This window comes from Sphingobacterium corticis (genome assembly GCF_042684745.1).
In the GTDB taxonomy this organism is placed as follows: Bacteria; Bacteroidota; Bacteroidia; order Sphingobacteriales; family Sphingobacteriaceae; genus Sphingobacterium; species Sphingobacterium corticis.
This window is the reverse complement of record NZ_JBHUMA010000004.1, coordinates 384,315-410,020: the sequence shown is the minus strand read 5'-3', so window position 1 is coordinate 410,020 and position 25,706 is coordinate 384,315. Positions and strand designations below refer to the sequence as shown.

Sequence of the window (25,706 nt, the reverse complement as noted above, 5' to 3'; positions counted from 1 at the left end):
ATTAGGTTGATTTCATAAATTTCAATTAGTGCTTATCGCCAACGCGATTAAAATAAAAAAATAATGCACTAATTATTTGATAGTTATAAATATATGCATACCTTTGCAAACCCTAAATGGGGAAAGTGTGTCTTGAGCGAAGCCCTACTGCTTCGATGGACGTTTAATTAATTTATTTTATAACATGTCAGGAATTATTGGTAAAAAAGTAGGAATGACCAGCCTGTTCAATGCAGAGGGAAAGAATATCCCTTGTACAGTAATTGAGGCTGGGCCGTGCGTGGTAACGCAGATACGTACGGTAGAGAAGGATGGCTATTCTGCTATTCAACTTGGCTATGATGATGCTAAGGAGAAGAATACGTCAGCGCCTTTGAAAGGACACTTTGCAAAAGCAGGAGTGGCTCCTAAGCGTAAACTAGTTGAATTCAAAACCTTTGAGGATGAGAAACAACTAGGAGACACCATTGATGTAACTTTATTCGAAGAAGGCGAGTTTGTCGACGTAGTCGGTACTTCTAAAGGTAAAGGTTTTCAAGGTGTAATGAAGCGTCATGGCTTTGGTGGTGTAGGTGGTGCGACTCACGGTCAGCACAACAGACTACGTGCACCGGGTTCATTAGGTGCTTCATCATGGCCTTCTCGCGTATTCAAAGGAATGCGTATGGCGGGTCGTACAGGTGGTGAGCGTGTAAAAGTTCAAAATCTTCAGGTTTTGAAAGTTTATGCAGAGCAAAACCTAATTGTGGTTAGTGGTTCCATTCCTGGAGCCAAAGGTTCTTATGTAATCGTAGACAAGTAGAGAGATGGAAGTTAACGTATTTAATTTATCAGGTAAAGAAACAGGTGCCAAGGTGCAACTTCCTGAGTCGGTATTTGGTGTTAAGCCTAGCGACCATGCAATCTATTTGGACGTGAAGCAGTATTTGGCGAATCAACGTCAGGGAACACACAAGTCAAAACAACGTAATGAAATCGCTGGTTCTACGCGTAAATTACACAAGCAAAAAGGTACAGGTGGTGCTCGTGCGGGCTCTATCAAATCTCCATTGTTTAACGGTGGTGGTCGTGTATTCGGTCCTCAACCTCGTGACTATTCTTTCAAATTGAACAAAAAATTGAAACAATTGGCACGTAAATCGGCGTTGAGCTACAAAGCACAAGAAAATAACGTTGTGGTATTAGACGAAATCAATTTCGATACTATCAAAACTAAAAACTATGTGTCTTTAGTAAACGCGTTGAACATTGCTGATGACAAAACCTTATTGGTATTGCCAGCATACAATAACAATGTTTATTTATCAAGCAGAAACTTGAAGAAAGCAAAAGTTATCGTAGCTTCTGAGTTGAGTACTTATGATGTATTGAACGCTACAAAACTATTGTTGACGACAGATTCTGTAAAAACTTTGGAGGAGGCATTCGCTAAGTAATTATGGAAATCATCAAAAAACCAGTCTTAACTGAGAAAGCTTCAATCTTAACGGAGAAACAAAACCGTTACGCTTTCAAAGTGGATCATAGAGCAAATAAAATTCAGATCAAAGAAGCTATTGAAGCGATGTTTGGTGTAACTGTCGTGGGCGTAAATACCATGGTAGTAGCAGGTAAAGCAAAAAGCCGTTATACAAAAGCTGGAAATGTATCTGGAAGAGCTCCTAAGTACAAAAAAGCCGTCATCACTGTGAAAGATGGCGATACTATTGACTTTTACACTACACTATAATAAGAAATGGCAGTTAAAAGATTCAAACCGGTAACCCCTGGTACGCGTTTCAGAATTGGCGCAGACTACTCTGATGTAACTACTAACGTTCCTGAAAAATCGTTAACAGTAGGAAGCAACAAGAGATCAGGCGGTCGTAACAAATCCGGTAAAATGACTATGCGTTATATCGGTGGGGGACACAAAAAAGTATACCGATTAATAGATTTCAAACGCGATAAAAAAGATATCCCTGCAAAAGTTGCTACTATCGAGTACGATCCAAACCGTACAGCTCGTATTGCTTTGTTGCACTACGCTGATGGTGAGAAACGTTACATCGTTGCTCCAGCTGGATTAACAGTTGGTCAAACTGTAGTTGCAGGCGAATCAGTTGCCCCGGAAGTAGGAAATACGTTGCCATTGGCAAACATTCCTTTAGGTTCTATCATTCACAACATTGAGTTGAACCCAGGACAAGGTGGTTCTATCGCTCGCTCTGCTGGTACTTATGCTCAGCTTTCAGCGCGTGATGGCAAATACGCTATTATCAAATTGCCTTCTGGCGAAACTCGTATGATTCTTTCTACTTGTGTTGCTACGATTGGTTCTGTATCTAATGCAGAAAGATCAAACGAAGTATTAGGTAAAGCGGGTCGTAAACGTTGGTTAGGTCGTCGTCCTCGCGTTCGCGGTGTGGCAATGAACCCAGTAGATCACCCTATGGGTGGTGGTGAGGGCCGTTCATCTGGAGGTCACCCACGTTCTCGTACAGGTGTGTTAGCGAAAGGTTACAAAACACGCTACAAAAAGAAAACATCGAATCGTTACATCATTGAAAGAAGGAAAAAATAATGGCTCGTTCAATTAAAAAAGGTCCTTATATCGATCACAACTTAGAAAGAAAAGTTCTTTCTATGAATGAAACAAACAAAAAATCAGTAATCAAAACTTGGTCTCGTAGATCTATGATTTCTCCTGATTTTGTTGGCCATACCTTCGCAGTGCACAACGGGAATAAATTTATCCCTGTTTATGTAACAGAAAATATGGTTGGTCACAAACTTGGTGAGTTCGCACCTACGCGTACATTCAGAGGCCACGCAGAAAAGAAAAAATAATAGGTAATGGAAGCAACAAAAAAACTCAAAAAATCTGTCTTAATTAGACAGCGCAAAGAGCAGGAAAAAGCTCAAGTAGGAGGAGCTTCTACTGCTAAATTATTGAACTGCCCTACCTCTCCACGCAAAATGCGTTTGGTAGTGGATCTTATCCGTGGCGAGAAAGTAGAAAACGCGCTTTACATCTTGAAACATACAGGTAAAGAAGCAGCTATCCGTGTTGAAAAACTATTGTTGTCGGCTATCAAAAACTGGGAAACCAGCAACGAAGGCGCTTCAGTAGAAGATAGTGCACTTTACGTGAAAGAAGTATCTGTAGGTGGCGGTCGTCAATTGAAAAGATTGCGTCCAGCTCCTCAAGGTCGTGGATACAGAATCCGTAAGCGTTCAAATCACGTGACTTTGGTAGTAGACAGTTTGAAAAACGTAAACAACTAATTGATAAGTAAGAATGGGACAAAAAGCAAATCCAATAGGTAGCAGATTAGGAATCATCAAAGGATGGGATTCTAATTGGTTCGGAGGCAACAACTATTCCGACAAATTAGTTGAAGACGAAAAAATCAGAAAATATCTTTCTGTACGTATCGCTAAAGGTGGTGTTGCGAAAGTGGTTATCGAAAGAACACTTAAGCGTATCACTGTAACGATCCATACGGCTCGTCCGGGTATCGTTATCGGTAAAGGCGGTCAAGAAGTTGACAAGATCAAAGAAGAGTTGAAAAAACTGACTAAAAAGGATGTTCAAATCAACATTTTCGAGATCAAACGCCCTGAGCTTGATGCTAAATTAGTAGCGGAAGGTGTCGCAAAACAATTGGAAGCAAGGATTTCTTTCCGTCGCGCCATGAAAACGACTATCGCTTCTACTATGCGCATGGGTGCTGAAGGTATCAAGATCATGTGTTCTGGCCGTTTAGGTGGTGCTGAGATGGCACGTACCGAGCAGTACAAAGAAGGAAGAACTCCTCTACACACTTTGCGTGCGGATATTGATTACGCATTAGCAGAAGCATTGACTACCTATGGTAAAATCGGTGTGAAAGTGTGGATCTGTAAAGGCGAAGTTTACGGTAAACGTGATCTTTCTCCTAACATTGGTCAAGGTTCTAACACCAAGACTCGTGGTGGTGCTGAAGGTGGTGCTGGCGATCGTCGTGACAACCGTCGTGACAATCGTGGTGGCGGACGTCGTGATGGCGGACGTGGTGGCAACAACCGCGGTGGCGCAGGTGCGAAAAGAGGATAATTAATAATTGATTTTAGATTAAAGTAAGTGTCTGCGTGATGCAGACTTAAACAGAATACGAACATGTTACAGCCAAAAAGAACGAAGTTCAGAAAGATGCAGAAAGGCCGTATGAAAGGTAACGCTACTCGTGGAGCGGAGTTAGCTTTCGGATCTTTCGGTATCAAATCATTGGAGCCAGCATGGATCACTAGCCGTCAGATCGAGGCAGCGCGTATTGCGGTGACTCGTTTTATGAAACGTGAGGGTCAAGTATGGATCCGCATTTTCCCTGACAAACCTGTTACGAAAAAACCTGCAGAGGTACGTATGGGTAAAGGTAAGGGTGCTCCTGAGTATTGGGTTGCCGTTGTACGCCCAGGCCGGATGTTATTTGAAGCAGAAGGTGTATCTTTGGAAATTGCCAAAGAAGCATTACGCTTAGCTGCTCAGAAATTACCGGTTCAAACCAAGTTTGTTATACGTAGAGATTACGTAGAAGCATAGTAATCATCGGTAATGTCAACGATTAGGGCTTGCGGCCGTTACCCGCAAGCCACTCTATAAATCAGCGATAACCCGGTAAAACAGAAAATGATGAAAAATTCAGAAATCGTAGAATTATCAAAAGAGGACTTAACAGCTAAACTTCAAGAAGAAAAAGCTGCTCTTAACAAATTGAAATTTGCACACGCTGTTTCTGCTATTGAAAACCCTAACGTAATCAAAGCAGCTCGCAAGAACATTGCGCGTATCTCTACAGAGATCACTAAACGCAAAAACGAAGAAGCGAAGTCAAACGAAACAGCCTCTGAGGCATAAACAAAAGTCGAAATGGAAAGAAATTTAAGAAAAACAAGAATCGGCTTAGTAGTTAGCAACAAGATGGACAAGTCTATCGTAGTAACGGTTGAACGTAAAGTGAAACACCCTATCTACGGTAAGTTCGTTAAAAAAACTACTAAATTCAAAGCTCATGACGAAAACAATACCTGCGGTATCGGCGACACGGTATTAATTATGGAAACTCGTCCGCTGAGTAAAACAAAGAACTGGAGATTGGTTGAAATTTTAGAAAGGGCTAAATAATGGTACAACAGGAATCAAGATTAAATGTAGCCGACAACTCGGGAGCTAAAGAAGTTTTAGTGATCCGTGTGTTAGGCGGTACGCGCAAGCGTTATGCATCTATCGGTGATAAAATTGTTGTTACCGTAAAAAGCGCAATGCCTTCTGGAAACGTTAAGAAGGGATCAGTATCTAAAGCAGTGGTAGTTCGTACGAAAAAAGAAATCCGTCGTAAAGATGGTTCTTATATTCGTTTCGACGACAACGCCGCAGTATTGTTAAACAACAACGATGAGCCACGCGGAACGCGTATCTTTGGCCCTGTAGCCAGAGAGTTGCGTGAGAAGCAGTTCATGAAGATTGTATCACTAGCACCGGAGGTTTTATAATTATGGCACAAAAGAAAAAAACAACTACGCACAAAATCAAAATTAAAAAAGGTGATTTAGTGAAAGTTATCGCTGGTAACTCTAAAGGTGTTCAAGGTAAAGTATTGCAGATCGTAGCAGACTCAAACAGAGCCGTGGTAGAAGGCGCTAACATCGTTAAAAAACACACTAAACCTAGCGCAGCAACGCCTAACGGTGGTATCATCGAGAAGGAAGCTGCGATCAATATCTCTAACTTGACGTTGATCGATCCTAAAACAGGTGAGCCTACTCGCGTAGGTCGTCGAGTGAATGAAGATGGCAAAATTGTTCGTTACGCAAAAAAATCAGGGGAGGAAATTAAATAATGAGTTACGCACCAAGATTAAAAGCAAAATATGCGGATGAAATCCGCAACGCACTGAAAGAAAAATTTCAGTACAAAAGCGTGATGCAAGTTCCGAAACTGCAAAAGATTGTGGTATCTCAAGGTATCGGTGCAGCGACAGCAGACAAGAAAATGATCGACAATGCAGTTGCAGAGTTGACTATGATTACTGGTCAGCAAGCTGTTCCTACGAAATCTAAAAAAGATATCTCGAACTTTAAATTGCGTAAAGGTATGCCTATCGGTGCTCGTGTAACATTGCGCGACAACCTAATGTACGAATTCCTTGATCGTTTGATCTCTGTATCATTGCCTCGTATCCGCGATTTCCGTGGTATCAATGATAAAGGTTTTGACGGAAGAGGTAACTACAACTTAGGTGTTACTGAACAAATCATCTTCCCTGAGATCAACATTGATAAAATCAACAAGATCCAAGGTATGGATATCACTTTCGTAACTTCAGCTGGTAATGATATCGAAGCATTGGAGTTATTGAAGCAATTCGGTTTACCATTCAAAAATCAAAATACCAATAACAATGGCTAGAGAAGGAGTAAAAGCACGCGAAATCAAGCGTCAAAAATTAGTTGCGAAGTATGCAGACAAACGCGCAGAATTGAAAGCTGCCGGAGATTATGCTGCTTTGGACAAATTGCCTAAGAATGCTTCTCCAGTACGTTTGCACAATCGTTGTAAATTGACTGGTCGTCCTAGAGGATATATGCGTCAATTCGGTATTTCACGTGTAACTTTCCGTGAGATGGCGTTAGATGGCAAGATCCCGGGAGTGAAAAAAGCCTCTTGGTAATTTAAAAAACAATTTATACTTTTGCCCGGATAAGTCAAATTTTGGCTTATCAGGGCATTTGCTTTGCAATTTTATGAACCGATAACAGGTCCGCGAGCTAGGGTAGCACTCGGAAACCGTTGTCACAATTTTATTTATATAATGAATACAGATCCAATAGCGGATTACCTTACACGAGTAAGGAATGCCATTAAGGCCAACCACAGGGTTGTTGAAATTCCTGCATCGAACCTGAAAAAAGAAATCACTAAAGTGCTTTTCGATAAAGGTTACATTGCTAACTACAAATTTGTTGAGGAAGGTCCTCAAGGCTCCATTAAAGTAGCGTTGAAATACCATCCAGTTAGTAAAATCTCGGCTATTCGCACTTTGACACGTGTGAGTAAACCTGGTTTAAGAAAGTATGCAAGTGTAGACAACATGCCTCGCGTGTTGAACGGTTTGGGTATTGCTATCTTGTCAACTTCTAAAGGAGTAATGACAGATAAAGAAGCTCGCGTTCAAAACGTTGGTGGTGAGGTTTTATGTTTCGTTTATTAATCTAGGAAAAACACGAAGAAATGTCAAGAATTGGAAAAGCGCCTATCGCCATTCCTGCTGGGGTGACGGTATCTGTATCAGACAAGAATCTGGTATCAGTTAAAGGGCCAAAAGGAGAATTAGTACAGCAAGTTGATAGCGACATTACCGTAAGCCAAGAGGAAGGTAATATCGTAATCACTCGCCCAACTGAGCAAAAAAGACACAAAGCTCTTCACGGTCTTTACCGTGCATTAATCAACAACATGGTTGTTGGTGTTACTGAAGGGTACAAAACTACTCAAGAACTAGTAGGTGTGGGTTACCGCGCTGCTAGCAATGGTAATACACTAGAATTAACTTTAGGTTTCTCTCACCAGATTGTTTTTGTTCTGCCAAAAGAGATTACCGTTACTACTACTGCCGATAAAGGTAAGAACCCAACCGTAACGTTGGAATCTATCGACAAGCAATTGATCGGTCAAGTAGCGGCTAAGATCCGTAGCTTACGTAAACCAGAGCCATACAAAGGTAAAGGTATCAAGTTTGCTGGCGAAATATTGAGAAGAAAAGCAGGTAAATCAGCTAAAAAATAATCATCATGGCAGGAAGTAAATTATCTCGCAGAGAGCGAATCAAAAAAGGAATTAGAAAACACCTGACCGGAACTACTGAGCGTCCACGTTTAACCGTGTTCAGAAGTAATAAAGCAATCTATGCTCAAGTAATCGACGATACCACTGGTAAAACGTTGGCGTCTGCATCTAGCATCTCAAAAGAGTTTGCAACGACAGGCAACAAAGTAGACCAATCTAAAGCGGTAGGTACTTTAGTAGCTGAGAAAGCGAAAGCAGCAGGTGTAGAAAAAGTAGTGTTTGACCGTAATGGGTATTTGTACCATGGCCGTATCAAGTCATTGGCTGAAGGTGCTCGCGAAGGCGGTTTAGACTTTTAATCAAAGGAAGATATGTCAACAAGCAATATTAAAAGAGTAAAGTCAAGCGAGATTGAATTAAAAGATCGCTTAGTAAGCATTCAACGTGTCGCTAAAGTAACTAAAGGTGGTCGTACCTTCAGTTTCTCAGCAATCGTTGTTGTAGGTGACGAAAACGGAATCGTAGGATTCGGTCTTGGTAAAGCAAAAGAAGTCACTGAAGCGATTACTAAAGGAATCGACGACGCTAAGAAAAACTTAGTAAAAGTGCCTATCATTCACGGTACTGTACCTCATGAGCAATTAGGTAAATATTCTGGAGGATCTGTTTTGATCAAACCCGCAGTAAGTGGTACCGGAGTATTAGCTGGTGGTGCTATGCGTGCGGTATTGGAAAGTGCAGGTATTACAGACGTATTAGCAAAATCATTGGGTTCATCTAACCCTCACAACGTAGTAAAAGCTACTATCGAAGCGTTGGGCAGCATGCGTGATGCGTATACAGTGGCACAACACCGCGGAGTCGATTTAAATAAAGTATTTAACGGTTAATATCATGGCAAAAATTAAAATCACCCAGATAAAGAGCGTTATCGACAGAAGCGAGCGCCAAAAGAAAACAATTGAGGCTTTAGGATTGCGTAAAATCAATCACTCAGTTGAAATCGAAGCTACACCGGCAATTATCGGTATGGTAAGAAAGGTCAACCACTTAGTAAAAGTAGAGACCGTCTAAGTAAAGACATCTATGGAAAGAGCGACTCACCGTTCTTTCCATTTATAGTTTATTAAGTAGTATTTATCGTTATAGCCTGTTTAGTGAGAGCGAAGGCATAACACAACATTAATCAAAATGAATTTAAGTAGTTTAAGACCTGCTAAAGGATCAACAAAAACCAAAAAACGTATTGGCCGTGGACAAGGTTCTGGCCGTGGTGGTACTTCCACTCGCGGACACAAAGGTGCCGGTTCTCGTTCTGGTCACAGCACAAAAATTGGTTTCGAAGGTGGTCAAATGCCTTTGCAACGTCGCGTTCCTAAAGTAGGTTTCAAAAACATCAACCGTGTTGAGTACGTAGGTGTAAACCTTGATGTTCTACAAGATCTAATTACTAAACACAACCTTACTTCTGTAGATTTCGAAATCTTAAGAGCTCACGGTCTTGTTTCTAAAAACGATCTAGTGAAAATTTTGGGTCGTGGTGAGTTGACAGCTAAAGTTGATGTAAAAGCACACGCTTATTCAGCAACTGCACAAAAAGCTATCGAAGCAGCTGGCGGTTCTATCGAAAAAATTTAATTCATGAAACATCCGGATGATCAACATAATGCTTGGTCATCCGGGTATTTCATAATGACCATTAAAGATCGAATATTTACATATGAATAAACTAATCACAACATTAACCAATATATGGAAGATCGAAGAGCTTCGTAAGCGTATCTTGTATACCTTCCTTTTGCTTTTCATCTACCGTGTAGGATGTCACGTTGTATTGCCTGGAGTCAATCCAGCTCAGTTAATGATCGGAAGTGGTAGAGACGGTACAGACATACTTGATATCATCAATATGTTTGCTGGGGGAGCATTCTCAAGTGCCGCAATTTTTGCGTTAGGTGTAATGCCTTATATCTCCGCGTCAATCGTTGTTCAGTTATTAGGTATCGCAGTTCCTTCTTTCCAGAAGATGCAAAAGGAAGGCGAGTCTGGTCGTAAAAAGCTTACGCAAATTACCCGTTACCTTACGGTAGCGATCACGGTTGTTCAAGCTATTGCCTACGTCAGAACGCAAATTACTCCTGAAGCAAAGCTAATCGCGGATCCTATGTTTACGATTTTAGCAGCGATTGTATTGACAGCAGGTACATTGTTCGTCATGTGGTTAGGTGAACGTATTACGGATAAAGGTATTGGAAACGGTATTTCCCTAATCATTATGTCTGGTATCATCGCGCAACTTCCTGCAGGTATTTCTGCAGAGACGGTTTCCCGTATGGGTGGTCAAGGCGGTCCGATCGCACTTTTAGTGGAGTTTTTAGCACTACTTTTTGTTGTGATCTTTACTATTTTGGTCGTTCAAGGTGTTCGCAAAATTCCGGTTCAATACGCTAAGAAGATTGTTGGTAACAAGCAAGTAGGTGGTGTAAGACAATATATCCCGTTGAAAGTAAATGCAGCGGGTGTAATGCCGATCATCTTCGCGCAAGCGATCATGTTTCTTCCGATGTCGTTGATCCAGTTTTTTCCGGATATTCAATCGGAATTCCTTCGGTCATTGAGTAACTATACATCATTCACTTACAACATGGTGTTCGCGATATTGATCATTGCATTTACGTTTTTCTACACAGCAATCATGGTCAATCCGCAACAAATGTCTGAGGATATGAAAAAGAATGGCGGCTTTATTCCGGGCATCAAACCAGGGCATGATACCAATCTTTTCATTGATAATGTCATTTCACACATCACTTTCCCAGGTGCTGTTTTCGTAGCCATCATCGCTATTCTTCCAGCTATCGCTGCATTGTTCGGCGTCAATAATCAATTCGCCCACTTCTTTGGAGGTACGTCGTTATTGATTTTGGTAGGTGTCGTGTTGGATACATTGCAGCAGATTGAAAGTCATCTATTGATGCGTCATTACGACGGATTGATGAAGACCGGTCGTGTTAAAGGTCGTTCGGCAGCAGTCGAAGGCGTTGATCAATCGGCAATATAATTCGATACATGTCTAAGATCTTTCTGAAAACAGACGAAGAAATTGAACAAGTGCGAGAGTCCGCTAAGGTACTCTCGCATTTATTGGCTGAAATAGCCGGTCGTGTTGAGCCAGGTATTACCACGCTTTCGCTAGATAAACTAGCTTTTGATTTCATTCAGGACCATGGCGGAACCCCGGCATTCCTGAACTATCAAGGTTTTCCATTCTCTTTATGTATTTCTGTCAACGACCAAATCGTCCACGGTTTTCCGAGCGATTATGTGTTGAAGGATGGCGATATTGTATCGGTGGATGGAGGGGTGAACCTAAATGGATTCATCAGTGATTCGGCGTACACGTTTGCAGTCGGAAACATTTCTGATGAAGCGCAACAGCTATTGGATGTAACCAAAGCAGCGTTGGAGAAAGGTGTGGAGCAAGCAATTGTTGGCAAGCGCGTTGGGGATATTTCAGCAGCTGTTCAAGATCATGTTATTCCATATAAATACGGTATTGTTCGCGAATTGGTAGGGCATGGTGTTGGTTTTCATTTACATGAAAAACCGGAAGTGCCAAACTACGGAAAACGCGGTTCCGGATCTAAACTGGAGCAGGGTGTGGTGATTTGTATCGAACCAATGATCAATGCTGGTAAGGCGGGAGTGAAGTTTTGGGACGATGGATGGACGGTCAGTACGATCGATGGAAAGCTTTCTGCGCATTTCGAGCAGATGGTTGCCATTCGCAAGGGAAAGCCAGACGTGTTATTGGACTTCAAAGAGATCGAAGAGGTTTTAAGTAAAAAGTAGTTGGTATTCAATTATTTTGTTTATCTTTGCACTCCTGTTTGTGCAGGCTATTAACAAGTAAATTACAAGGGATATATGGCTAAGCAAGCCTCAATAGAACAAGACGGAGTTATCCGGGAAGCACTTTCCAATGCGATGTTTCGCGTGGAGTTGGAGAATGGGCATGAAATTATTGCTCATATTTCTGGCAAAATGCGTATGCATTATATCAAGATTTTACCTGGGGATAAGGTGAAATTGGAAATGTCCCCATACGATTTAACCAAAGGAAGGATTACCTATCGCTACAAATAGGCAATTGCCCATTTGGTTTTAGAGCTTTTAAAAATCTTAATAAACATGAAAGTTAGAGCATCAATTAAAAAACGCAGCGCGGACTGTAAGGTGATCCGCCGCAAAGGAAAACTATTTGTAATCAACAAAAAGAACCCTAAGTTCAAGCAACGCCAAGGGTAGTATTAACATAATCGCTAAAGTATTATATGGCAAGGATATCTGGTATAGATTTACCTAAAAACAAAAGAGGAGTTATCGGCCTTACGTACATTTTCGGGATTGGTCGTTCGACTGCTGAGTACATCTTAGAGAAAGCTGGCATCAGCGAGGACGTGAAAGTTCAGGAATGGGATGATGATCAATTGACGGCTATCCGTACAATCATCAACGAAGAAATTAAAGTAGAAGGTGCATTGCGTTCTGAAGTTCAATTGAATATCAAACGTTTGATGGATATCGGTTGTTACCGTGGTCTTCGTCACCGTAAACACTTACCGCTTCGTGGTCAGCGTACTAAAAACAACTCTCGTACACGTAAAGGTAAACGTAAGACAGTTGCAAACAAGAAAAAAGCTACTAAATAATAATTAAGAAATGGCTAAAACTAAAAAAGTTACTAAAAAACGTATCGTTGTTGTAGAGCCGGTTGGTCAAGCACACATCAGCGCTACATTTAACAACATTATCGTAACTTTGACAAACAACCAAGGTCAAACTATTTCCTGGTCATCAGCTGGTAAAATGGGTTTCAGAGGTTCTAAAAAGAACACTCCATACGCTGCATCTCAAGCTGCTCAAGACTGTGGTAAAGTAGCTCACGATTTAGGTTTGCGCAAAGTTGAGGTTTTCGTTAAAGGTCCTGGTTCAGGTCGTGAGTCTGCTATCCGTACTTTACAGACAGTAGGAATCGATGTAACCTTGATTAAAGACGTTACTCCACTTCCACACAACGGATGTCGTCCTCCGAAACGTAGAAGAGTTTAATTAACAGAATTGTTTAAGATAAGATTCACCAGCTAAAGGCTGACTGATACTTCAAACAGAATAAAGAAATGGCAAGATATACAGGACCTAAGTCCAAGATTGCACGTAAATTCAGAGAGCCAATTTTCGGCCCTGACAAAGCGTTAGAGAAAAAGAACTATCCTCCTGGTCAACACGGACCATCTAAAAGAAGAGGTAAACAATCTGAATATGCTGTTCAGTTGTTAGAAAAACAAAAAGCAAAATATACATACGGTGTTTTAGAGCGTCAATTCTCTAACTTATTCGTAAAAGCTTCATCTAAACAAGGGGTTACCGGTGAGAACTTCTTGAAATTGTTAGAAGCGCGTTTAGATAATGTAGTTTACCGTTTAGGCATTGCGCCAACTCGTTCTTCTGCACGTCAATTCGTATCTCACAAGCACATTACTGTTAACGGCGAAGTTGTTAACATTCCATCATACAGTTTACGTCCAGGTGATGTAGTTGCTGTACGTGAACGCTCTAAATCTTTAGAAGCAATCACAGATTCAGTAGCTGGTCGCAAAATCAACAAGTTTAGTTGGTTAGAGTGGAACGCAAACGATTTAACTGGTACATTCGTTACTTATCCAGAAAGAGCGGATATCCCAGAAAATATCAAAGAGAACTTAATCGTAGAGTTGTACTCTAAATAATGACTGACGACATTAGGATGACGATAATCATTGTCCTAATGTTGTTGAGTAAGTATACATTTGTAACAAAATTAAAAGCAGATAAATGGCAATTTTAGCATTTCAAAGACCGGATAAGGTAATCATGCAGAAATCGACTGATTTTGATGGTACTTTTGAGTTTCGTCCACTTGAACCAGGTTTTGGTGTAACTATTGGTAATGCTTTGCGCCGTATTTTATTGTCCTCATTAGAAGGATATGCAATTACGTCAATAAGATTCTCAGGCGTTTCGCACGAATTTTCGACGATCAAAGGCGTTGTTGAAGACGTTACCGAAATCATCTTGAACCTGAAGCAAGTACGTTTCAAGAAATCTGGTGATCAAGGTGATTCAGAAAAAATCTTTATCGTGCTTAACGGACAAGACCAATTCAAAGCTGGCGATATCTCTAAGTTTTCTAACAACTTTGAGGTGTTGAACCCTGATTTAGTGGTCTGCAACATGGATTCGTCCGTGACCATCGAAGTGGAGCTTTCTGTTTCTAAAGGTCGTGGTTATGTCAACGCAGAAGAAAACAAAGTAACGGATGGCCCAGTTGGTGTCATCGCAATCGATTCTATCTACACTCCGATCAAAAATGTTAAATATACCATTGAGAACTATCGTGTAGAGCAGAAAACCGATTACGAGAAATTGTTGTTGGACATTTCTACAGATGGCTCTATTCATCCGGAAGACGCGTTGAAAGAGGCTGCTCGCATCCTTATCCAGCACTTCATGTTGTTCTCTGACGAGAACATGTTATTGGAGTCGCAAACCAAAGAAGAAACCAAAGTAGTTGATGAAGAGATCTTGCATATGCGCAAAATCTTGAAAACTGAATTGGTAGATCTTGATCTTTCCGTACGTGCGTTGAATTGTTTGAAAGCAGCAGATATCCGTACGTTGGCCGAATTGGTAACTTACGATGTAGCGGACATGTTGAAGTTCCGTAACTTCGGTAAGAAATCATTAAGCGAGATCCAAGAGCTTGTAAAAGCTAAAGGTCTTTCTTTCGGTATGAATTTGTCGAAATACAAATTGGACGAAGAATAAAAAATAATTAACAATAATAAGCGACCTGTTGCGTAATTCCCTAGAGAATTAAAAGATAAAAATTAAAAATTAAAAAGACTGTATAGGCTTTTGCTCTTTTACTTTTGCCTTTTTAATTTCTACAGACGGTACGCACAAAACAAAACATCAAAATGAGACACGGAAAAAAAGTAAATCACTTAGGCCGCACTGACAGTCACCGTAAAGCTATGCTAGCTAATATGGCGACTTCATTGATCAAGCACAAACGCATCACTACTACTTTGGCTAAAGCTAAAGCTTTGCGTCAGTATGTTGAGCCGTTAATCACTAAATCTAAAAACGATACTACGCACTCTCGTCGTACTGTATTCGCTTATCTTAAAGATAAAGATGCAGTTTCTATCCTCTTCCGTGAGGTTTCTGAGAAAGTAGCTAATCGTCCAGGTGGTTACACTCGTATCATCAAGTTGGAAAACCGTTTAGGTGACAACGCGGAAATGGCGTTCATCGAATTGGTAGACTACAACGAGGTTTACGGTAAAACTGCACAGACTGAGAAGAAAACAACTCGTCGTCGCGGTGGTGGGAAGAAAAAAGCAACTGAAGCTCCTGTAGAAGAAGCAGTAGTTGTTGAAGAAACAACAGCTGAGGAAGCTGCTCCAGCAGTGGAAGAAACTCCTGCAACTGAAGAATCTTCAGAAGAAAAGAAAGACTAATTTATTAGTTCGATCAAATCATTAAGCCTGCTATGCTCTGCATAGCAGGCTTTGTTATTTATAGATAAAATCCACCGTTTTTAAATCTCCTTGAGTATATTTGTTCTACAACGACTTATGATTTTTTAAGTCGGGCAGATTATTACTTCAATGAAACTATTTGACGTCTACCCCATTAATCCTATCAACATTACGAAGGCAATGGGATCATCCGTTTGGGATGACCAAGGAAATGAGTACTTGGACTTGTATGGCGGGCATGCGGTAATCTCTATTGGACATACGCATCCGCATTATGTAGATATGCTAAAGCAGCAGCTAGATCGAATCGGCTTTTATTCCAATTCGGTAGAGATGCCGTTGCAACGCATTTTAGCGGAGAAGTTGGGACGCGTTTCAAGGAAAGAAGATTTTGCTTTATTCCTATGTAATTCGGGTGCAGAAGCTAACGAAAACGCACTTAAGTTGGCATCGTTCCATACAGGAAGTAAGAAAGTGGTTGCTTTTTCAAAATCATTTCACGGCAGAACATCTTTAGCGGTAGCTGCAACGGATAATCCTGCTATTGTGGCTCCGGTTAATGAGACAGAAAATATTATTTTTAGTGCATTTAACGATGTTCAGGCACTTGAAGCGCTTTTCGCAGATCAGGGCGATCAAATTGCTGCTGTGATCGTCGAAGGCATTCAAGGTGTTGGCGGTATTCGCGAAGCATCTGAAGATTTCCTAAAAGCAATCAGAAGATTGACAGATCAACACGGTGCGGTTTACATTGCAGATTCTGTGCAATGTGGATACGGTCGTACAGGTTTGTTCTATTCGCACGATTATGCTGGCGTAGAAGCTGACATTTACACGATGGCAAAAGGTATGGGAAATGGTTTTCCGATCGGCGCCATTTCGGTATCTCCTAAGTTTAAAGCTTCTTACGGGATGTTGGGTACTACCTTCGGCGGAAATCATTTAGCTTGTGCCGCCGCAATCGCAGTTTTGGACGTGATGGAACAAGATGATTTGATGAAGAATGCAGCGGAAGTCGGTGCTTATCTGATAGAAAAGCTGAAAACTTTTGATCAAGTACTTGAAGTACGCGGTCGCGGGTTGATGATCGGTATTGAATTGCCAGCGGAACTCAATCAAGTGAAGAAGAATCTCTTGTTGGAAAGCAGAATTTTCACTGGCGAAGCAAAACCAAATGTCATTCGTTTGTTGCCGGCGCTTAACATTACAAAGGCTCACGCTGATCAGTTTTTGGAAGCATTTGCCGAGCAGTTGCAATCGCAAACAGCAACCGTTTAATAACAACATTTTTAGTCCTCCGATTTTCTCCAACTTCGGAGGACATACATATCAAATTTTTAGCATGCAGAAATTTTTCTCGGCTGCAGATGTCGACAACTTGTCCGAAGCTGTACAAGAAGCATTGGCACTCAAAGCCAACCCATATAAACACGCCGAATTAGGCAAACACAAAACCTTAGGTTTAGTATTTCTTAATCCAAGTTTGCGCACGCGATTGAGTACACAAAAGGCAGCTATTCAATTGGGAATGGATGTGATGGTGATGAATATGGACAAAGACGGTTGGGCATTGGAAACGCAAGATGGCGTGGTAATGAATGGCACAACCGTGGAGCATATTCGCGAAGCGGCAGCAGTTATGGGTGAATATTGCGATATCTTGGGTTTGCGTTCTTTTCCTTCGTTGAAAGATAAAGAAGCAGATTACACGGAGGATTTATTCAATAAGTTTGTGAAGTTTTGTGGCGTTCCGGTGGTTTCTTTAGAAAGCGCTACACGCCATCCGCTACAAAGTTTGACGGATTTAATTACGATTACGGAGCACAAGCAGGTAGAAAAGCCGAAGGTCGTTTTAGCTTGGGCACCGCATGTAAAAGCATTGCCGCAAGCGGTTCCAAATTCATTTAGCGAATGGATGGCGAAAGCGGAAAAGCAAGGTTTGATCGATTTTGTGATTGCTCATCCAGAAGGCTACGAATTGTCCGAAGAATTTACTGATGGTGTCGAAATTACGCGCGATTTGGATCAAGCGTTGAAAGGTGCAGATTTCGTCTACGTGAAGAATTGGTCATCATTTAAAGAGTATGGTACAGTATATCAGGTGGAGGAAGACTGGTTGATTACGCAAAAGCGATTGGGGATAACAAATGATGCAAAAGTGATGCATTGTTTGCCAGTTCGTCGCGATCTGGAACTTTCAGCAGAAGTGCTTGATGGGCCGAATTCTTTGGTAATCAAAGAAGCAAGTAATCGTGTTTGGGCAGCGCAATTGGTATTGAAACGTATGTTGGAAAATCTTAAATAGTAAGCATAATTATTATGTCTAATCTTTCAGATTTAAACATTATAAAAATCGGCGGTAATGTGATCGATGATCCTGCCAAACTGGAAACATTTTTAGAAAAGTTCGCTGCGCTTCCTGGTAAGAAGATTTTGGTACACGGAGGTGGTAAGATCGCCACGCGTATCGCCTCAGATTTGGGTCTTGAAGCGAAAATGGTGGATGGAAGACGGATTACCGATGCAGAAATGCTTAAAGTGGTAACAATGGTTTATGCAGGTTTAACCAACAAATCTGTCGTTGCTAATTTGCAGAAATACGGTTGCGATGCAATCGGACTAAGCGGTGCAGATGGAAATGCCATTAAAGCCGTAAAACGTCCAGTTAGAGAAATTGACTATGGTTTTGCTGGTGATATTTTAGCGGATTCGGTTAATGGGCACGCGATCCGAAGATTCTTGGAGTCCGGATTTACGCCAGTATTTTCTGCAATTACTCATAATGGCTCGGGACAGTTGCTCAATACAAACGCAGATACCATCGCTTCTGCGTTGGCTGTTGGTTTGGCATCTTCTTACAATGTTTCCTTATTGTATTGTTTCGAGAAGGATGGTGTGCTTTTGGATGTGAATGATAACACTTCGGTAATAGAAGTGATCAAGAAAGCGGATTTTACATCGTTGAAAGAAAAACACATTGTGCACGAAGGCATGATTCCGAAATTGCAGAATGCATTTGATGCGATTAATAAAGGTGTTCGAAGCGTTTTCATCGGAAATGCGGATAACTTGCACTTGTATCAACAACAGAAATTCGGCACGCGGCTCACCGATTAATCATATATAACATGGCTAAAATTACCATCATCGGCAGTGGAAACATTGGCTTATCCTTGGCAAAAGGAATTGTTCACGCCAATTTATATCAACCAGAAAATGTTTTTCTAACGCGAAGATCTTTATCCTCACTTGCGCAAGAAGCAAAAGCTGGGTTTTCCGTTTCCGATGATAATGCGGAAGCTGTAAAAGGTGCCGACGTGGTTGTTTTAGCCATTTTGCCGCAGCAAGCTCGGCAAGTCATGGAAGAAATTCGCTCCGCATTGGCTCCGAATCAAATTATTGTTTCGGTGATGTCGGGCGTTACTTGCGCGGATATGCGTACAGTACTCGGCGAGCAGGCTATTATTGTTCGCGCAATGCCCAATACTGCTATTGCTATCGGGCAATCCATGACCTGCATCAGCAGTGATCAGGCAAAGGAGGAGCAGATCAAATCTGTGGAAGCAGTTTTCAATACTGTCGGATCTGTCGTTGTGATTCAAGAAGAACTAATGACTGCTGCGACCGCCCTGTGTGCTTGTGGCATTGCCTTTTTCCTGCGTAGCATTCGTGCCGCTTCTCAAGGCGGTGTAGAAATTGGTTTTCATGCGCACGATGCCTTGAAGATGGCAATTCAAACCGCTAAAGGAGCTGCCGATTTGCTATTGCAAATGCAGTCTCATCCGGAAAGCGAAATTGATAAAGTCACTTCTCCAAAAGGTTGCACCATTGCCGGATTAAATGAAATGGAACATAATGGTTTCAGCTCCGCTTTTATCAAAGGCATAAAACTATCAGCTTTGAAAGCAGGAGGTTTGTATAATGAATAATGCTGTTTTGTCGAGTTTACAATCCGAAAGCATCGCTTTATTGCAGCGATTGATAGAAACGCCGTCTTTCAGTCGGGAAGAGGATAAAACGGCGGATATTATCTTTGGTTTTCTAGAATCAAAAGAGATTTCCGCGAAGCGCGAAGGCAATAATATCATTGCTTACAACAAGCATTTCGATGTAGAAAAGCCGACCATTTTGTTAAACTCACATCATGATACGGTAAAGCCCAATCCTGGCTATACACGTGATCCGTTTTCGGCGGAGATTATTGATGGTAAACTATTTGGTTTGGGGTCGAATGACGCAGGTGGGTGCTTGGTATCGCTAATTGCTGCATTCACTTATTTTTACAACCAAGGAAACCTTACCCACAATCTCTGTCTTATTGCTTCGGCAGAAGAGGAAGTTTCCGGGAAGAACGGCGTCGAAGCTGCCTATGCATCGGTTGTTCCTTGTTCTTTTGCAATCGTTGGCGAGCCAACTTTATTGGATTTAGCGGTCGCGGAAAAGGGATTAATGGTATTGGATGGCTTAGCAATTGGAGAATCCGGACATGCCGCACGTGAAGAAGGCGTGAACGCGATTTACAAGGCGCTTGCAGATATTAACTGGTTTCAAACCTTTCAATTTCCCAAAGTTTCTAGCTATTTAGGGCCAGTAAAAATGTCGGTGACCATGATTAATGCAGGTTCTCAACATAACGTCGTGCCTGCGGAATGTAGTTACGTAGTCGATGTGCGTACTACGGATGTGTACAGCAATGTGGAAGTGTTGCAAATTATTCAGGAACATGTACAATCGAAGGTAACGCCGCGATCTACACGTTTAAACCCCTCTACTATCCCGGTGGATCATCCCATTGTATTGGCAGGTTTGGCTATGGGTAAAAAAACATATGGGAGCCCGACGATGAGCGATCAGGCGTTACTTCCAATTCCATCATTGAAAGTAGGGCCTGGGCACTCGGCGCGCTCCCATTCTGCAGATGAGTTTATATACGTCGATGAGGTGAATGCAGGCGTGGCATTTTACATCGAATTACTTCAAGCGGTAATTATAAAGTAATTTGTCGTTTAATGCTTTCCTCCAGTGAGATGATCGTCTCTGTGCGTTGAATACCTTTCAAAGCTTGAATATCTTCATTCAGCACCTTACGCAAATGTGCAGTATCGCGACAAACAATTTTTGCGAACATACTATATTGTCCGGTACAATAATGCAGTTCTACTACCTCTTTAATTTCTTTTAGTTGACTAACTGCATCGGCGTATTGTGATCCTTTCTCTAGATAAATTCCTAAGAAGGCAGTGATGTCGAACCCCACTTTCTGAGGATTGATCATCAGATGAGAACCACGGATAATTCCCAATTCTTCCATCTTTTTCATTCGAACGTGAATCGTGCCACCGGATACGATTAGTTTTTTTGCTATTTCCGTGTAAGGGATAGATGCATCTTCCATCAAAATTGATAGAATTTGAACATCCAACTTATCTAGGTCGTAATTAGCATATTTCTTTTCCATATCTGCTTATTAAGCGCGTAAAATTAAACTTTTTTCAAAAATAATAAGTTTTGTGTCTAATAGTATGTTTTGTTTGTAAAATTACTGCGGTTTTTTTATAATATTGATAGGATGGATCGGCTGCTTATCAAGATAAATTGGTTATTTTTATAACCGTAGCAGTCATTGGATAGAAAGTTGATTGTCATATACATAGTTTCTTATTAAAGGTTGTTGTTATCATGCACGATGATGTTAAAATTTCCAGAAAAAAGCCTACTTATGCTGTCGATGCTGGTTTACTAAAATATCTCAAGTTGTATCAACGCGATGCACGTTTACCAATCCAGTACAAGGATTTACTGGATTTCGATGAAACAGTGCCCGTTTATGATAAGCATGGACAAGATACTTATTGGGAATCGCCACTTTATCCCCAGCATCTGCTTGAGCAGCTTCATGCCAAACTGAAGGTAGTATATGCAGAGTTGAAAGCTTCCGGAAACACACGTATTGTCGAGCACAAAGTGGTGGAGCGCATCGAATATTGTGCGTTTGGGAACACAAGGCCATTTCGTATTAAGATCGTCAATCGATTGAACGATGTGTACGATTATTTCTATATAAAACAGGCTGATGCATCACGTATTCTCGGATTGGAACTAGAGGAAATCATCTCTCCTAATCAGGTGAGTTATATTCTCGATCGGGAAACTTTGGTTGAAGAGCATATCGTTGGTATACCGGGAGATACTTTTTCAAAAACCAGCATGCGGCACATTGATTACAACCAAACGCGTATTGCTAAAGAATTCGTTAAGTTCAACGAGCGCTGTATCATTTCGCTATTGGGTGATATGCGTGCTTATAACTTTGTGATGCAAATTACTCCCGATTTCGATGATTTTCAATTCCGTATTCGTGCAATCGATTTCGATCAGCAATTTTACGAAGGGAATCCGAAAGTATATATGCCACAATTTTTTAAGGAAAACTTCCCCTATGTGAAGTTATCCATGGAATATTTGACAGATCGTACGGTACAGCAATATCAACAGGAAGAACGATCATCGATTGTACATCGCGTGCGTAGCGAGCGCCATCGCATCAAGGATTTACGTGACGCATCCCGCGATCAGTTGGTTTCAACTCCCGAGAATATTGAACGGTTGAAAAATGGCTACGCGGAGTTTTATCAAAACAATGCGTATCACAAGTGCAAAACCATGATAGATATTGTTGAATTAAACGTCAAGAATGTTATTCGACAAGTGCAGCTTTAATAGAATAGGAGATAATTCCGATTGGATTACTTAATGCGCGAAGCATTATCTTTAGCAAAAGACTCCCAGCCAGAATACGATTTACTATTTCCACCAGTTCCAATTTTTTGGAAAGAATGACAAACGGCAACCGCTAAACCATCAGTTGCATCTAGAAATTCGGGCGTTTCTTTAAATTGAAGTAAATTTTTTAACATCGCAGCAACCTGCTCTTTCGTCGCGTTTCCGCTTCCAGTTACTGCTTGCTTGATCTTGCGTGGAGAATACTCAAAAATCGGTAAATCGAAATTTAATCCTGCGGCCATCGCAACGCCTTGTGCGCGTCCGAGTTTCAACATCACTTGGACGTTTTTGCCGTAGAAAGGCGCTTCCAAAGCCATACAATCGGGTTTATATTGTTCAATCAGTGCGGTGGTCTTTTTGAAGATACGTTGCAATTTTAGCGCATGATCGTCCAAATGCCCCATTTTCACAACGCCCATGCTAATCAAACTGATTTTGCTTCCCACTTCTTTGACGATTCCATATCCCAAAACAACGGTACCTGGGTCGATTCCAAGTATAATTCGCTCTTTGGCTTTCTCCCTTTGCATGAAACAATATTACAAAATTATCTCTTAAAAAATTCTTAACATTGTGCTTTCCAAAACCCGTTGAAGAAAATACAAAAGACATATTTGAATATTTTCATCAAAGTGCTGATCGTAGCTTTGACGACGTGGTTCGTGTATACGAAAGTCAATAATCAACAGAATCTTCGGGAATTCACTGCGTTAATTCAGGGTTTTGATGGATCTTCCATTTGGTGGATTATGGCGGTTGTGTGCCTGATGATGCTTGGAAATTGGTTTTTGGAAGTCGTTAAATGGCGATATTTAAGTAAAAAGATTGAACCGTTAGGATGGTGGACAGCGATTCGTTCGGTTTTCTGCGGATTAACCTGGGCTATTTTCACGCCCAATCGCATTGGAGAATACGGTGGACGCGTTCTATTGTTGAAGCCCGATAATCGCGCTTCCGGCGCGGTGGCGATGGGAGTGGGGCTATTTGCGCAACTTGTGCTTACCAGCGTTTTCGGCGCGATTAGCATTGCTTGGTTTGTGCAAACCTTTATGCCAACGCCAATCTTTGTACAAATGGCGGTCTGGATGATTGCAGTCATTTACGCTGTGGCGTTTTTAGTATTGTATTTCAATGTGCATTGGATTGATAAGCTAGTTGGTAAATTGAAGTTTCTAGCTAAAGTAAAACCTTTCTTCAGTATTCTAGAAAACTTTTCTTCACGCGAACTGTGGAATGTTCTGCTAATTTCCTTTGCGCGTTTCTTCATTTTCACTTCTCAATATATGGTGCTGATGCTCTTCTTTTTACCGGAGCTTCCATTGTTGTCCATGGTGCTGATGATTTTTATTTTGTTCTTTGTGCAAGCCGCTGTGCCATCGTTGGATTTGTTCGATTTCAGCGTACGCAGTTTTGTGGCCAGTAATTTGTATGCGTATATCACCACGCAAGAAATTGCGGTTATGGCGATTGTTTCGTTCGTTTGGTTTGTCAACCTCATCCTGCCGGCGATCATCGGAACTTTCTTTGTTTTTCAAGTTAATTATGTAGGGGGGAATGGTAAGTCTTAATGCTTGTTTGTTGATAGCCACATTGGTGTATGTGGGCTTAGTTTTATATATGCGTTTCGGCTGGTTTCGCACAGGCTTATCATCAACTCGTGTAGCGCATCAATATAGCGATAGCCGAGTTTCTGTGCTTATTGCTGCGCGAAATGAAGAAGAAAATATTGGTAGAACGCTGGATTGTTTGGTTACCCAAAACTTTCCGGAAGATCGCTTAGAAATTATTGTGGTGGATGATCATTCAACGGATCGAACAGCCGAAATTGTACGAACTTACGCGCCTTATGGCGTTCGTTTGTTGCAAATGGATGAGGGCGATAAACTCAATTCCTATAAAAAACTTGCGATTTCTAAAGCGATTGATATTTCTACGGGCGATATCATTATGACAACGGATGCAGATTGTCGTATGGGGCCAAATTGGGTGCAAACGGTCGTGAAATTCATGGATGAAGGTGGATTGGAAATGGTCTCATCGCCCGTCGCTTACCACGAAGAAAAGTCGCGCTTTGAACGATTGCAAACCTTGGAGTTTCTTTACTTAATTGGTTTAGGTGCCTCAGGTATCGGAAATGGCGTGCCGACTACTTGCAACGGCGCAAACCTCGCTTACCGCAAAGAAACATTTTTCCGCGTTGGCGGATTCAAAGGAATTGATGATTTGGCTTCTGGCGATGATGAGTTGCTGTTGCATAAGGTTTCAGAAGAAGCCGCGGATCGAATCGGATTTTGTAAATCCAAAGAAGCTATCGTGTATACCGATGCCAAACCCACACTTGCATCATTTATCAGTCAGCGCAAACGATGGGCTTCGAAAAGCACAAAATACAAGGATAAGCGAATCGTAGTTCTTGGTGTTGTGATTTGGCTATTTAACCTTGCCTTAATTTGGGGGACGTTGCGTTTCCTTTTGGAATTACCAACGTTCAACTGGACATTCGCGTTTTGCGTGATGCTTAAGATCTCGGTAGAATGGGTGTTCCTGCAGCCAATAACAGATTTTGTAGGAAGAAAAGAGCTGATGCGCTATTTGCCATTTCTTTCCTTTGCACACACCGTCTATTTAGTATACATCGGCGTGGCCGGAAATATGGGAAAATACGATTGGAAAGGTAGAACGGTTAAATAATTAACCTTCCACTTTTTCGCGGATCACTTTTTCCGCAGCAAGCACAATTTCATCGACCAACATATCGCCTTTTTCAATTGGATCAAGTACTTCCCAAGACATGGATGTAAATGGTCGAAGTGGAAACATGCCCCATTTCACCATTTGATACGAACCGCGAATTGCAATCGGAACGATTAAAGCATCCGGATTTTTCTTCAACAACGTAGCGATTCCCCCAACGGAAAAGGTTTTCATCTTACCTGTTTTTGTGCGCGTTCCCTCCGGGAAAATAAATGCTGACCAATGCTTTTTCTGCATGTTTTGCGCCAATTTCAAGATTTCGGCAATAGATTGTTTCGGATCTTTTCGGTCGATGTTGGCTGCTCCACCATGTTTTAGGTTGAAGGAAATACTCGGGATCCCAGCTTTTGCTAACTCTAATTTGGATATAAATTTCCCGTGAAATCTGCGTAAGAAGAAAATAAGCGGCGGAATATCGAACATACTTTGGTGGTTCGCCACAAAAATAACGGGTCTTCCGGTTGGGATATTTGGATTATCAATGAATCTAGTTCGGTTGAACAATAGATAATTGCAACTAACCAACCCGCTATTCAAAATATCAACACTCCATTTGTGTGCTGCATAGCCACCTAATCGTAAACACAACCACTGTATAGGGTGGAAGAAAACGATCAACACCAAGAAGGCTGTATAAAAAATCGGCGTCAGTAGATATCCTAGAACTTTTCTCATAATTTATAACGTTCGCAAATATACAAAATGTAAGAATCTTAGGGAGATCAATATTTTTTAATAAATATTAATTATGTTTTTAATAAAATTAAACTTACTTT

General features: G+C 41.3%; 40 protein-coding genes. 37 read left to right on the top strand and 3 right to left on the bottom strand.

Features of this window, described 5'->3' with window-relative positions; translation table 11 throughout:
* The first annotated feature begins 184 nt into the window (after window positions 1–184).
* The 34 genes from rplC to ACFSQ3_RS02920 all read left to right on the top strand — a co-directional run bounded on the left by rplC (window position 185) and on the right by ACFSQ3_RS02920 (window position 20,391).
* Entirely contained in the window at window positions 185–802 is a 618-nt protein-coding gene (gene rplC / locus ACFSQ3_RS03085; protein WP_380867372.1) for a 50S ribosomal protein L3, read from the top strand.
* Window positions 803–806: 4 nt separating this feature from the next.
* The gene (gene rplD, locus ACFSQ3_RS03080; RefSeq protein WP_380867370.1) at window positions 807–1,436 is read left to right on the top strand and encodes a 50S ribosomal protein L4; all 630 of its coding nucleotides are present in this window, start codon (window positions 807–809) and stop codon (window positions 1,434–1,436) included.
* A 2-nt stretch (window positions 1,437–1,438) separates the two neighbouring features.
* Window positions 1,439–1,729, top strand: coding sequence for a 50S ribosomal protein L23 (rplW, locus tag ACFSQ3_RS03075; RefSeq protein ID WP_380867368.1), 291 nt, complete (start codon window positions 1,439–1,441; stop codon window positions 1,727–1,729).
* 6 nt (window positions 1,730–1,735) lie between these two features.
* Entirely contained in the window at window positions 1,736–2,563 is an 828-nt protein-coding gene (gene rplB / locus ACFSQ3_RS03070) for a 50S ribosomal protein L2 (RefSeq protein WP_380867367.1), read from the top strand.
* On the top strand, window positions 2,563–2,829 hold the full coding sequence (gene rpsS / locus ACFSQ3_RS03065; RefSeq protein WP_002997495.1) for a 30S ribosomal protein S19: 267 nt from the start codon (window positions 2,563–2,565) through the stop codon (window positions 2,827–2,829). The genes rplB and rpsS overlap by 1 nt, the downstream gene beginning before the upstream one ends.
* A 6-nt stretch (window positions 2,830–2,835) precedes the next feature.
* Window positions 2,836–3,267, top strand: a complete 432-nt coding sequence (gene rplV, locus ACFSQ3_RS03060) for a 50S ribosomal protein L22 (protein ID WP_380867365.1) — start codon at window positions 2,836–2,838, stop codon at window positions 3,265–3,267.
* Between the two features lie 13 nt (window positions 3,268–3,280).
* Complete coding sequence (rpsC, locus tag ACFSQ3_RS03055) at window positions 3,281–4,078, top strand: 30S ribosomal protein S3 (protein WP_380867364.1); 798 nt, start codon at window positions 3,281–3,283, stop codon at window positions 4,076–4,078.
* 63 nt (window positions 4,079–4,141) lie between these two features.
* Window positions 4,142–4,564: a 50S ribosomal protein L16 gene (rplP, locus tag ACFSQ3_RS03050; RefSeq protein WP_116776328.1), complete on the top strand. Its 423-nt coding sequence runs from the start codon at window positions 4,142–4,144 to the stop codon at window positions 4,562–4,564.
* A gap of 90 nt (window positions 4,565–4,654) precedes the next feature.
* The gene (gene rpmC, locus ACFSQ3_RS03045) at window positions 4,655–4,879 is read left to right on the top strand and encodes a 50S ribosomal protein L29 (RefSeq protein WP_380868464.1); all 225 of its coding nucleotides are present in this window, start codon (window positions 4,655–4,657) and stop codon (window positions 4,877–4,879) included.
* A 12-nt stretch (window positions 4,880–4,891) separates the two neighbouring features.
* Window positions 4,892–5,146 (top strand): 30S ribosomal protein S17, encoded by a 255-nt coding sequence (rpsQ, locus tag ACFSQ3_RS03040; protein ID WP_380867362.1) that lies wholly within the window; start codon window positions 4,892–4,894, stop codon window positions 5,144–5,146.
* Window positions 5,146–5,514 (top strand): 50S ribosomal protein L14, encoded by a 369-nt coding sequence (gene rplN / locus ACFSQ3_RS03035; RefSeq protein ID WP_160069053.1) that lies wholly within the window; start codon window positions 5,146–5,148, stop codon window positions 5,512–5,514. Before rpsQ ends, rplN begins: the two co-directional genes overlap by 1 nt.
* Before the next feature lie 2 nt (window positions 5,515–5,516).
* Entirely contained in the window at window positions 5,517–5,861 is a 345-nt protein-coding gene (rplX, locus tag ACFSQ3_RS03030) for a 50S ribosomal protein L24 (protein ID WP_380867360.1), read from the top strand.
* Complete coding sequence (gene rplE, locus ACFSQ3_RS03025; RefSeq protein ID WP_380867358.1) at window positions 5,861–6,430, top strand: 50S ribosomal protein L5; 570 nt, start codon at window positions 5,861–5,863, stop codon at window positions 6,428–6,430. Before rplX ends, rplE begins: the two co-directional genes overlap by 1 nt.
* A complete protein-coding gene (rpsN, locus tag ACFSQ3_RS03020; protein ID WP_380867357.1) occupies window positions 6,423–6,692 on the top strand; it encodes a 30S ribosomal protein S14 in 270 nt (89 codons plus the stop codon). Before rplE ends, rpsN begins: the two co-directional genes overlap by 8 nt.
* A 141-nt stretch (window positions 6,693–6,833) precedes the next feature.
* The gene (gene rpsH / locus ACFSQ3_RS03015) at window positions 6,834–7,232 is read left to right on the top strand and encodes a 30S ribosomal protein S8 (protein ID WP_449329215.1); all 399 of its coding nucleotides are present in this window, start codon (window positions 6,834–6,836) and stop codon (window positions 7,230–7,232) included.
* A gap of 20 nt (window positions 7,233–7,252) precedes the next feature.
* Window positions 7,253–7,807 carry a 50S ribosomal protein L6 gene (gene rplF / locus ACFSQ3_RS03010; RefSeq protein WP_380867356.1) on the top strand — a complete coding sequence of 185 codons (555 nt, stop codon included), beginning with the start codon at window positions 7,253–7,255 and terminating at the stop codon, window positions 7,805–7,807.
* A gap of 5 nt (window positions 7,808–7,812) precedes the next feature.
* Entirely contained in the window at window positions 7,813–8,166 is a 354-nt protein-coding gene (rplR, locus tag ACFSQ3_RS03005; RefSeq protein WP_380867355.1) for a 50S ribosomal protein L18, read from the top strand.
* 12 nt (window positions 8,167–8,178) lie between these two features.
* Window positions 8,179–8,697 (top strand): 30S ribosomal protein S5, encoded by a 519-nt coding sequence (gene rpsE / locus ACFSQ3_RS03000; protein WP_380867354.1) that lies wholly within the window; start codon window positions 8,179–8,181, stop codon window positions 8,695–8,697.
* Between the two features lie 4 nt (window positions 8,698–8,701).
* Window positions 8,702–8,881, top strand: a complete 180-nt coding sequence (gene rpmD, locus ACFSQ3_RS02995) for a 50S ribosomal protein L30 (RefSeq protein WP_380867353.1) — start codon at window positions 8,702–8,704, stop codon at window positions 8,879–8,881.
* A 117-nt stretch (window positions 8,882–8,998) separates the two neighbouring features.
* On the top strand, window positions 8,999–9,445 hold the full coding sequence (gene rplO, locus ACFSQ3_RS02990) for a 50S ribosomal protein L15 (protein WP_380867352.1): 447 nt from the start codon (window positions 8,999–9,001) through the stop codon (window positions 9,443–9,445).
* Between the two features lie 82 nt (window positions 9,446–9,527).
* Window positions 9,528–10,868: a preprotein translocase subunit SecY gene (gene secY, locus ACFSQ3_RS02985; RefSeq protein WP_380867350.1), complete on the top strand. Its 1,341-nt coding sequence runs from the start codon at window positions 9,528–9,530 to the stop codon at window positions 10,866–10,868.
* An 8-nt stretch (window positions 10,869–10,876) separates the two neighbouring features.
* A complete protein-coding gene (gene map / locus ACFSQ3_RS02980) occupies window positions 10,877–11,659 on the top strand; it encodes a type I methionyl aminopeptidase (protein WP_380867348.1) in 783 nt (260 codons plus the stop codon).
* A gap of 75 nt (window positions 11,660–11,734) precedes the next feature.
* Window positions 11,735–11,953, top strand: coding sequence for a translation initiation factor IF-1 (infA, locus tag ACFSQ3_RS02975; RefSeq protein WP_010599888.1), 219 nt, complete (start codon window positions 11,735–11,737; stop codon window positions 11,951–11,953).
* A 45-nt stretch (window positions 11,954–11,998) separates the two neighbouring features.
* On the top strand, window positions 11,999–12,115 hold the full coding sequence (gene ykgO / locus ACFSQ3_RS02970) for a type B 50S ribosomal protein L36 (RefSeq protein ID WP_082784980.1): 117 nt from the start codon (window positions 11,999–12,001) through the stop codon (window positions 12,113–12,115).
* A gap of 26 nt (window positions 12,116–12,141) precedes the next feature.
* The gene (rpsM, locus tag ACFSQ3_RS02965; RefSeq protein WP_380867346.1) at window positions 12,142–12,519 is read left to right on the top strand and encodes a 30S ribosomal protein S13; all 378 of its coding nucleotides are present in this window, start codon (window positions 12,142–12,144) and stop codon (window positions 12,517–12,519) included.
* Window positions 12,520–12,529: 10 nt separating this feature from the next.
* Entirely contained in the window at window positions 12,530–12,919 is a 390-nt protein-coding gene (rpsK, locus tag ACFSQ3_RS02960) for a 30S ribosomal protein S11 (RefSeq protein ID WP_380867344.1), read from the top strand.
* 68 nt (window positions 12,920–12,987) lie between these two features.
* On the top strand, window positions 12,988–13,596 hold the full coding sequence (gene rpsD / locus ACFSQ3_RS02955) for a 30S ribosomal protein S4 (RefSeq protein WP_380867342.1): 609 nt from the start codon (window positions 12,988–12,990) through the stop codon (window positions 13,594–13,596).
* Window positions 13,597–13,681: 85 nt separating this feature from the next.
* Complete coding sequence (locus tag ACFSQ3_RS02950) at window positions 13,682–14,674, top strand: DNA-directed RNA polymerase subunit alpha (protein WP_380867340.1); 993 nt, start codon at window positions 13,682–13,684, stop codon at window positions 14,672–14,674.
* Between the two features lie 152 nt (window positions 14,675–14,826).
* A complete protein-coding gene (gene rplQ, locus ACFSQ3_RS02945; RefSeq protein WP_380867338.1) occupies window positions 14,827–15,372 on the top strand; it encodes a 50S ribosomal protein L17 in 546 nt (181 codons plus the stop codon).
* A 150-nt stretch (window positions 15,373–15,522) separates the two neighbouring features.
* Window positions 15,523–16,671 (top strand): aspartate aminotransferase family protein, encoded by a 1,149-nt coding sequence (locus ACFSQ3_RS02940; protein ID WP_380867336.1) that lies wholly within the window; start codon window positions 15,523–15,525, stop codon window positions 16,669–16,671.
* Window positions 16,672–16,735: 64 nt separating this feature from the next.
* Window positions 16,736–17,698 (top strand): acetylornithine carbamoyltransferase, encoded by a 963-nt coding sequence (locus ACFSQ3_RS02935; protein WP_380867334.1) that lies wholly within the window; start codon window positions 16,736–16,738, stop codon window positions 17,696–17,698.
* Window positions 17,699–17,712: 14 nt separating this feature from the next.
* Window positions 17,713–18,510, top strand: a complete 798-nt coding sequence (gene argB, locus ACFSQ3_RS02930) for an acetylglutamate kinase (RefSeq protein ID WP_380867333.1) — start codon at window positions 17,713–17,715, stop codon at window positions 18,508–18,510.
* Between the two features lie 11 nt (window positions 18,511–18,521).
* Window positions 18,522–19,322: a pyrroline-5-carboxylate reductase gene (proC, locus tag ACFSQ3_RS02925; RefSeq protein ID WP_380867331.1), complete on the top strand. Its 801-nt coding sequence runs from the start codon at window positions 18,522–18,524 to the stop codon at window positions 19,320–19,322.
* Window positions 19,315–20,391, top strand: a complete 1,077-nt coding sequence (locus tag ACFSQ3_RS02920; protein WP_380867329.1) for a M20 family metallo-hydrolase — start codon at window positions 19,315–19,317, stop codon at window positions 20,389–20,391. Before proC ends, ACFSQ3_RS02920 begins: the two co-directional genes overlap by 8 nt.
* Here ACFSQ3_RS02920 and ACFSQ3_RS02915 read toward each other — a convergent pair.
* Window positions 20,381–20,851, bottom strand: a complete 471-nt coding sequence (locus tag ACFSQ3_RS02915; protein ID WP_380867327.1) for an Lrp/AsnC ligand binding domain-containing protein — start codon at window positions 20,849–20,851, stop codon at window positions 20,381–20,383. The genes ACFSQ3_RS02920 and ACFSQ3_RS02915 overlap by 11 nt on opposite strands.
* 218 nt (window positions 20,852–21,069) lie before the next feature.
* On the opposite strand from ACFSQ3_RS02915, the gene ACFSQ3_RS02910 reads away from it, so the two are divergent.
* Window positions 21,070–22,113 (top strand): hypothetical protein, encoded by a 1,044-nt coding sequence (locus ACFSQ3_RS02910; RefSeq protein ID WP_380868461.1) that lies wholly within the window; start codon window positions 21,070–21,072, stop codon window positions 22,111–22,113.
* A gap of 26 nt (window positions 22,114–22,139) precedes the next feature.
* Here the strand turns inward: ACFSQ3_RS02910 and ruvC are convergent, their stop codons facing one another.
* Window positions 22,140–22,706: a crossover junction endodeoxyribonuclease RuvC gene (ruvC, locus tag ACFSQ3_RS02905; RefSeq protein ID WP_380867326.1), complete on the bottom strand. Its 567-nt coding sequence runs from the start codon at window positions 22,704–22,706 to the stop codon at window positions 22,140–22,142.
* An 84-nt stretch (window positions 22,707–22,790) separates the two neighbouring features.
* Here ruvC and ACFSQ3_RS02900 point away from each other — a divergent pair, with 84 nt between their 5' ends.
* Window positions 22,791–23,744: a lysylphosphatidylglycerol synthase domain-containing protein gene (locus ACFSQ3_RS02900; protein ID WP_380867325.1), complete on the top strand. Its 954-nt coding sequence runs from the start codon at window positions 22,791–22,793 to the stop codon at window positions 23,742–23,744.
* Window positions 23,731–24,867: a glycosyltransferase family 2 protein gene (locus ACFSQ3_RS02895; protein ID WP_380867323.1), complete on the top strand. Its 1,137-nt coding sequence runs from the start codon at window positions 23,731–23,733 to the stop codon at window positions 24,865–24,867. The genes ACFSQ3_RS02900 and ACFSQ3_RS02895 overlap by 14 nt, the downstream gene beginning before the upstream one ends.
* On the opposite strand, the gene ACFSQ3_RS02890 is transcribed toward ACFSQ3_RS02895, so the two are convergent.
* Window positions 24,868–25,605 carry a lysophospholipid acyltransferase family protein gene (locus ACFSQ3_RS02890; RefSeq protein WP_380867321.1) on the bottom strand — a complete coding sequence of 246 codons (738 nt, stop codon included), beginning with the start codon at window positions 25,603–25,605 and terminating at the stop codon, window positions 24,868–24,870. It abuts the gene before it with no gap.
* Between the last annotated feature and the right edge of the window lie 101 nt (window positions 25,606–25,706).

Excerpts from the sequence above, each read along its gene's own strand:
- rplC (WP_380867372.1), top strand. The coding sequence starts at position 185 with ATGTCAGGAATTATTGGTAAAAAAGTAGGAATGACCAGCCTGTTCAAT.
- rplD (WP_380867370.1), top strand. The coding sequence starts at position 807 with ATGGAAGTTAACGTATTTAATTTATCAGGTAAAGAAACAGGTGCCAAG.
- rplW (WP_380867368.1), top strand. The coding sequence starts at position 1,439 with ATGGAAATCATCAAAAAACCAGTCTTAACTGAGAAAGCTTCAATCTTA.
- rplB (WP_380867367.1), top strand. The coding sequence starts at position 1,736 with ATGGCAGTTAAAAGATTCAAACCGGTAACCCCTGGTACGCGTTTCAGA.
- rpsS (WP_002997495.1), top strand. The coding sequence starts at position 2,563 with ATGGCTCGTTCAATTAAAAAAGGTCCTTATATCGATCACAACTTAGAA.
- rplV (WP_380867365.1), top strand. The coding sequence starts at position 2,836 with ATGGAAGCAACAAAAAAACTCAAAAAATCTGTCTTAATTAGACAGCGC.
- rpsC (WP_380867364.1), top strand. The coding sequence starts at position 3,281 with ATGGGACAAAAAGCAAATCCAATAGGTAGCAGATTAGGAATCATCAAA.
- rplP (WP_116776328.1), top strand. The coding sequence starts at position 4,142 with ATGTTACAGCCAAAAAGAACGAAGTTCAGAAAGATGCAGAAAGGCCGT.
- rpmC (WP_380868464.1), top strand. The coding sequence starts at position 4,655 with ATGAAAAATTCAGAAATCGTAGAATTATCAAAAGAGGACTTAACAGCT.
- rpsQ (WP_380867362.1), top strand. The coding sequence starts at position 4,892 with ATGGAAAGAAATTTAAGAAAAACAAGAATCGGCTTAGTAGTTAGCAAC.
- rplN (WP_160069053.1), top strand. The coding sequence starts at position 5,146 with ATGGTACAACAGGAATCAAGATTAAATGTAGCCGACAACTCGGGAGCT.
- rplX (WP_380867360.1), top strand. The coding sequence starts at position 5,517 with ATGGCACAAAAGAAAAAAACAACTACGCACAAAATCAAAATTAAAAAA.
- rplE (WP_380867358.1), top strand. The coding sequence starts at position 5,861 with ATGAGTTACGCACCAAGATTAAAAGCAAAATATGCGGATGAAATCCGC.
- rpsN (WP_380867357.1), top strand. The coding sequence starts at position 6,423 with ATGGCTAGAGAAGGAGTAAAAGCACGCGAAATCAAGCGTCAAAAATTA.
- rpsH (WP_449329215.1), top strand. The coding sequence starts at position 6,834 with ATGAATACAGATCCAATAGCGGATTACCTTACACGAGTAAGGAATGCC.
- rplF (WP_380867356.1), top strand. The coding sequence starts at position 7,253 with ATGTCAAGAATTGGAAAAGCGCCTATCGCCATTCCTGCTGGGGTGACG.
- rplR (WP_380867355.1), top strand. The coding sequence starts at position 7,813 with ATGGCAGGAAGTAAATTATCTCGCAGAGAGCGAATCAAAAAAGGAATT.
- rpsE (WP_380867354.1), top strand. The coding sequence starts at position 8,179 with ATGTCAACAAGCAATATTAAAAGAGTAAAGTCAAGCGAGATTGAATTA.
- rpmD (WP_380867353.1), top strand. The coding sequence starts at position 8,702 with ATGGCAAAAATTAAAATCACCCAGATAAAGAGCGTTATCGACAGAAGC.
- rplO (WP_380867352.1), top strand. The coding sequence starts at position 8,999 with ATGAATTTAAGTAGTTTAAGACCTGCTAAAGGATCAACAAAAACCAAA.
- secY (WP_380867350.1), top strand. The coding sequence starts at position 9,528 with ATGAATAAACTAATCACAACATTAACCAATATATGGAAGATCGAAGAG.
- map (WP_380867348.1), top strand. The coding sequence starts at position 10,877 with ATGTCTAAGATCTTTCTGAAAACAGACGAAGAAATTGAACAAGTGCGA.
- infA (WP_010599888.1), top strand. The coding sequence starts at position 11,735 with ATGGCTAAGCAAGCCTCAATAGAACAAGACGGAGTTATCCGGGAAGCA.
- ykgO (WP_082784980.1), top strand. The coding sequence starts at position 11,999 with ATGAAAGTTAGAGCATCAATTAAAAAACGCAGCGCGGACTGTAAGGTG.
- rpsM (WP_380867346.1), top strand. The coding sequence starts at position 12,142 with ATGGCAAGGATATCTGGTATAGATTTACCTAAAAACAAAAGAGGAGTT.
- rpsK (WP_380867344.1), top strand. The coding sequence starts at position 12,530 with ATGGCTAAAACTAAAAAAGTTACTAAAAAACGTATCGTTGTTGTAGAG.
- rpsD (WP_380867342.1), top strand. The coding sequence starts at position 12,988 with ATGGCAAGATATACAGGACCTAAGTCCAAGATTGCACGTAAATTCAGA.
- ACFSQ3_RS02950 (WP_380867340.1), top strand. The coding sequence starts at position 13,682 with ATGGCAATTTTAGCATTTCAAAGACCGGATAAGGTAATCATGCAGAAA.
- rplQ (WP_380867338.1), top strand. The coding sequence starts at position 14,827 with ATGAGACACGGAAAAAAAGTAAATCACTTAGGCCGCACTGACAGTCAC.
- ACFSQ3_RS02940 (WP_380867336.1), top strand. The coding sequence starts at position 15,523 with ATGAAACTATTTGACGTCTACCCCATTAATCCTATCAACATTACGAAG.
- ACFSQ3_RS02935 (WP_380867334.1), top strand. The coding sequence starts at position 16,736 with ATGCAGAAATTTTTCTCGGCTGCAGATGTCGACAACTTGTCCGAAGCT.
- argB (WP_380867333.1), top strand. The coding sequence starts at position 17,713 with ATGTCTAATCTTTCAGATTTAAACATTATAAAAATCGGCGGTAATGTG.
- proC (WP_380867331.1), top strand. The coding sequence starts at position 18,522 with ATGGCTAAAATTACCATCATCGGCAGTGGAAACATTGGCTTATCCTTG.
- ACFSQ3_RS02920 (WP_380867329.1), top strand. The coding sequence starts at position 19,315 with ATGAATAATGCTGTTTTGTCGAGTTTACAATCCGAAAGCATCGCTTTA.
- ACFSQ3_RS02915 (WP_380867327.1), bottom strand. The coding sequence starts at position 20,851 with ATGGAAAAGAAATATGCTAATTACGACCTAGATAAGTTGGATGTTCAA.
- ruvC (WP_380867326.1), bottom strand. The coding sequence starts at position 22,706 with ATGCAAAGGGAGAAAGCCAAAGAGCGAATTATACTTGGAATCGACCCA.
- ACFSQ3_RS02895 (WP_380867323.1), top strand. The coding sequence starts at position 23,731 with ATGGTAAGTCTTAATGCTTGTTTGTTGATAGCCACATTGGTGTATGTG.
- ACFSQ3_RS02890 (WP_380867321.1), bottom strand. The coding sequence starts at position 25,605 with ATGAGAAAAGTTCTAGGATATCTACTGACGCCGATTTTTTATACAGCC.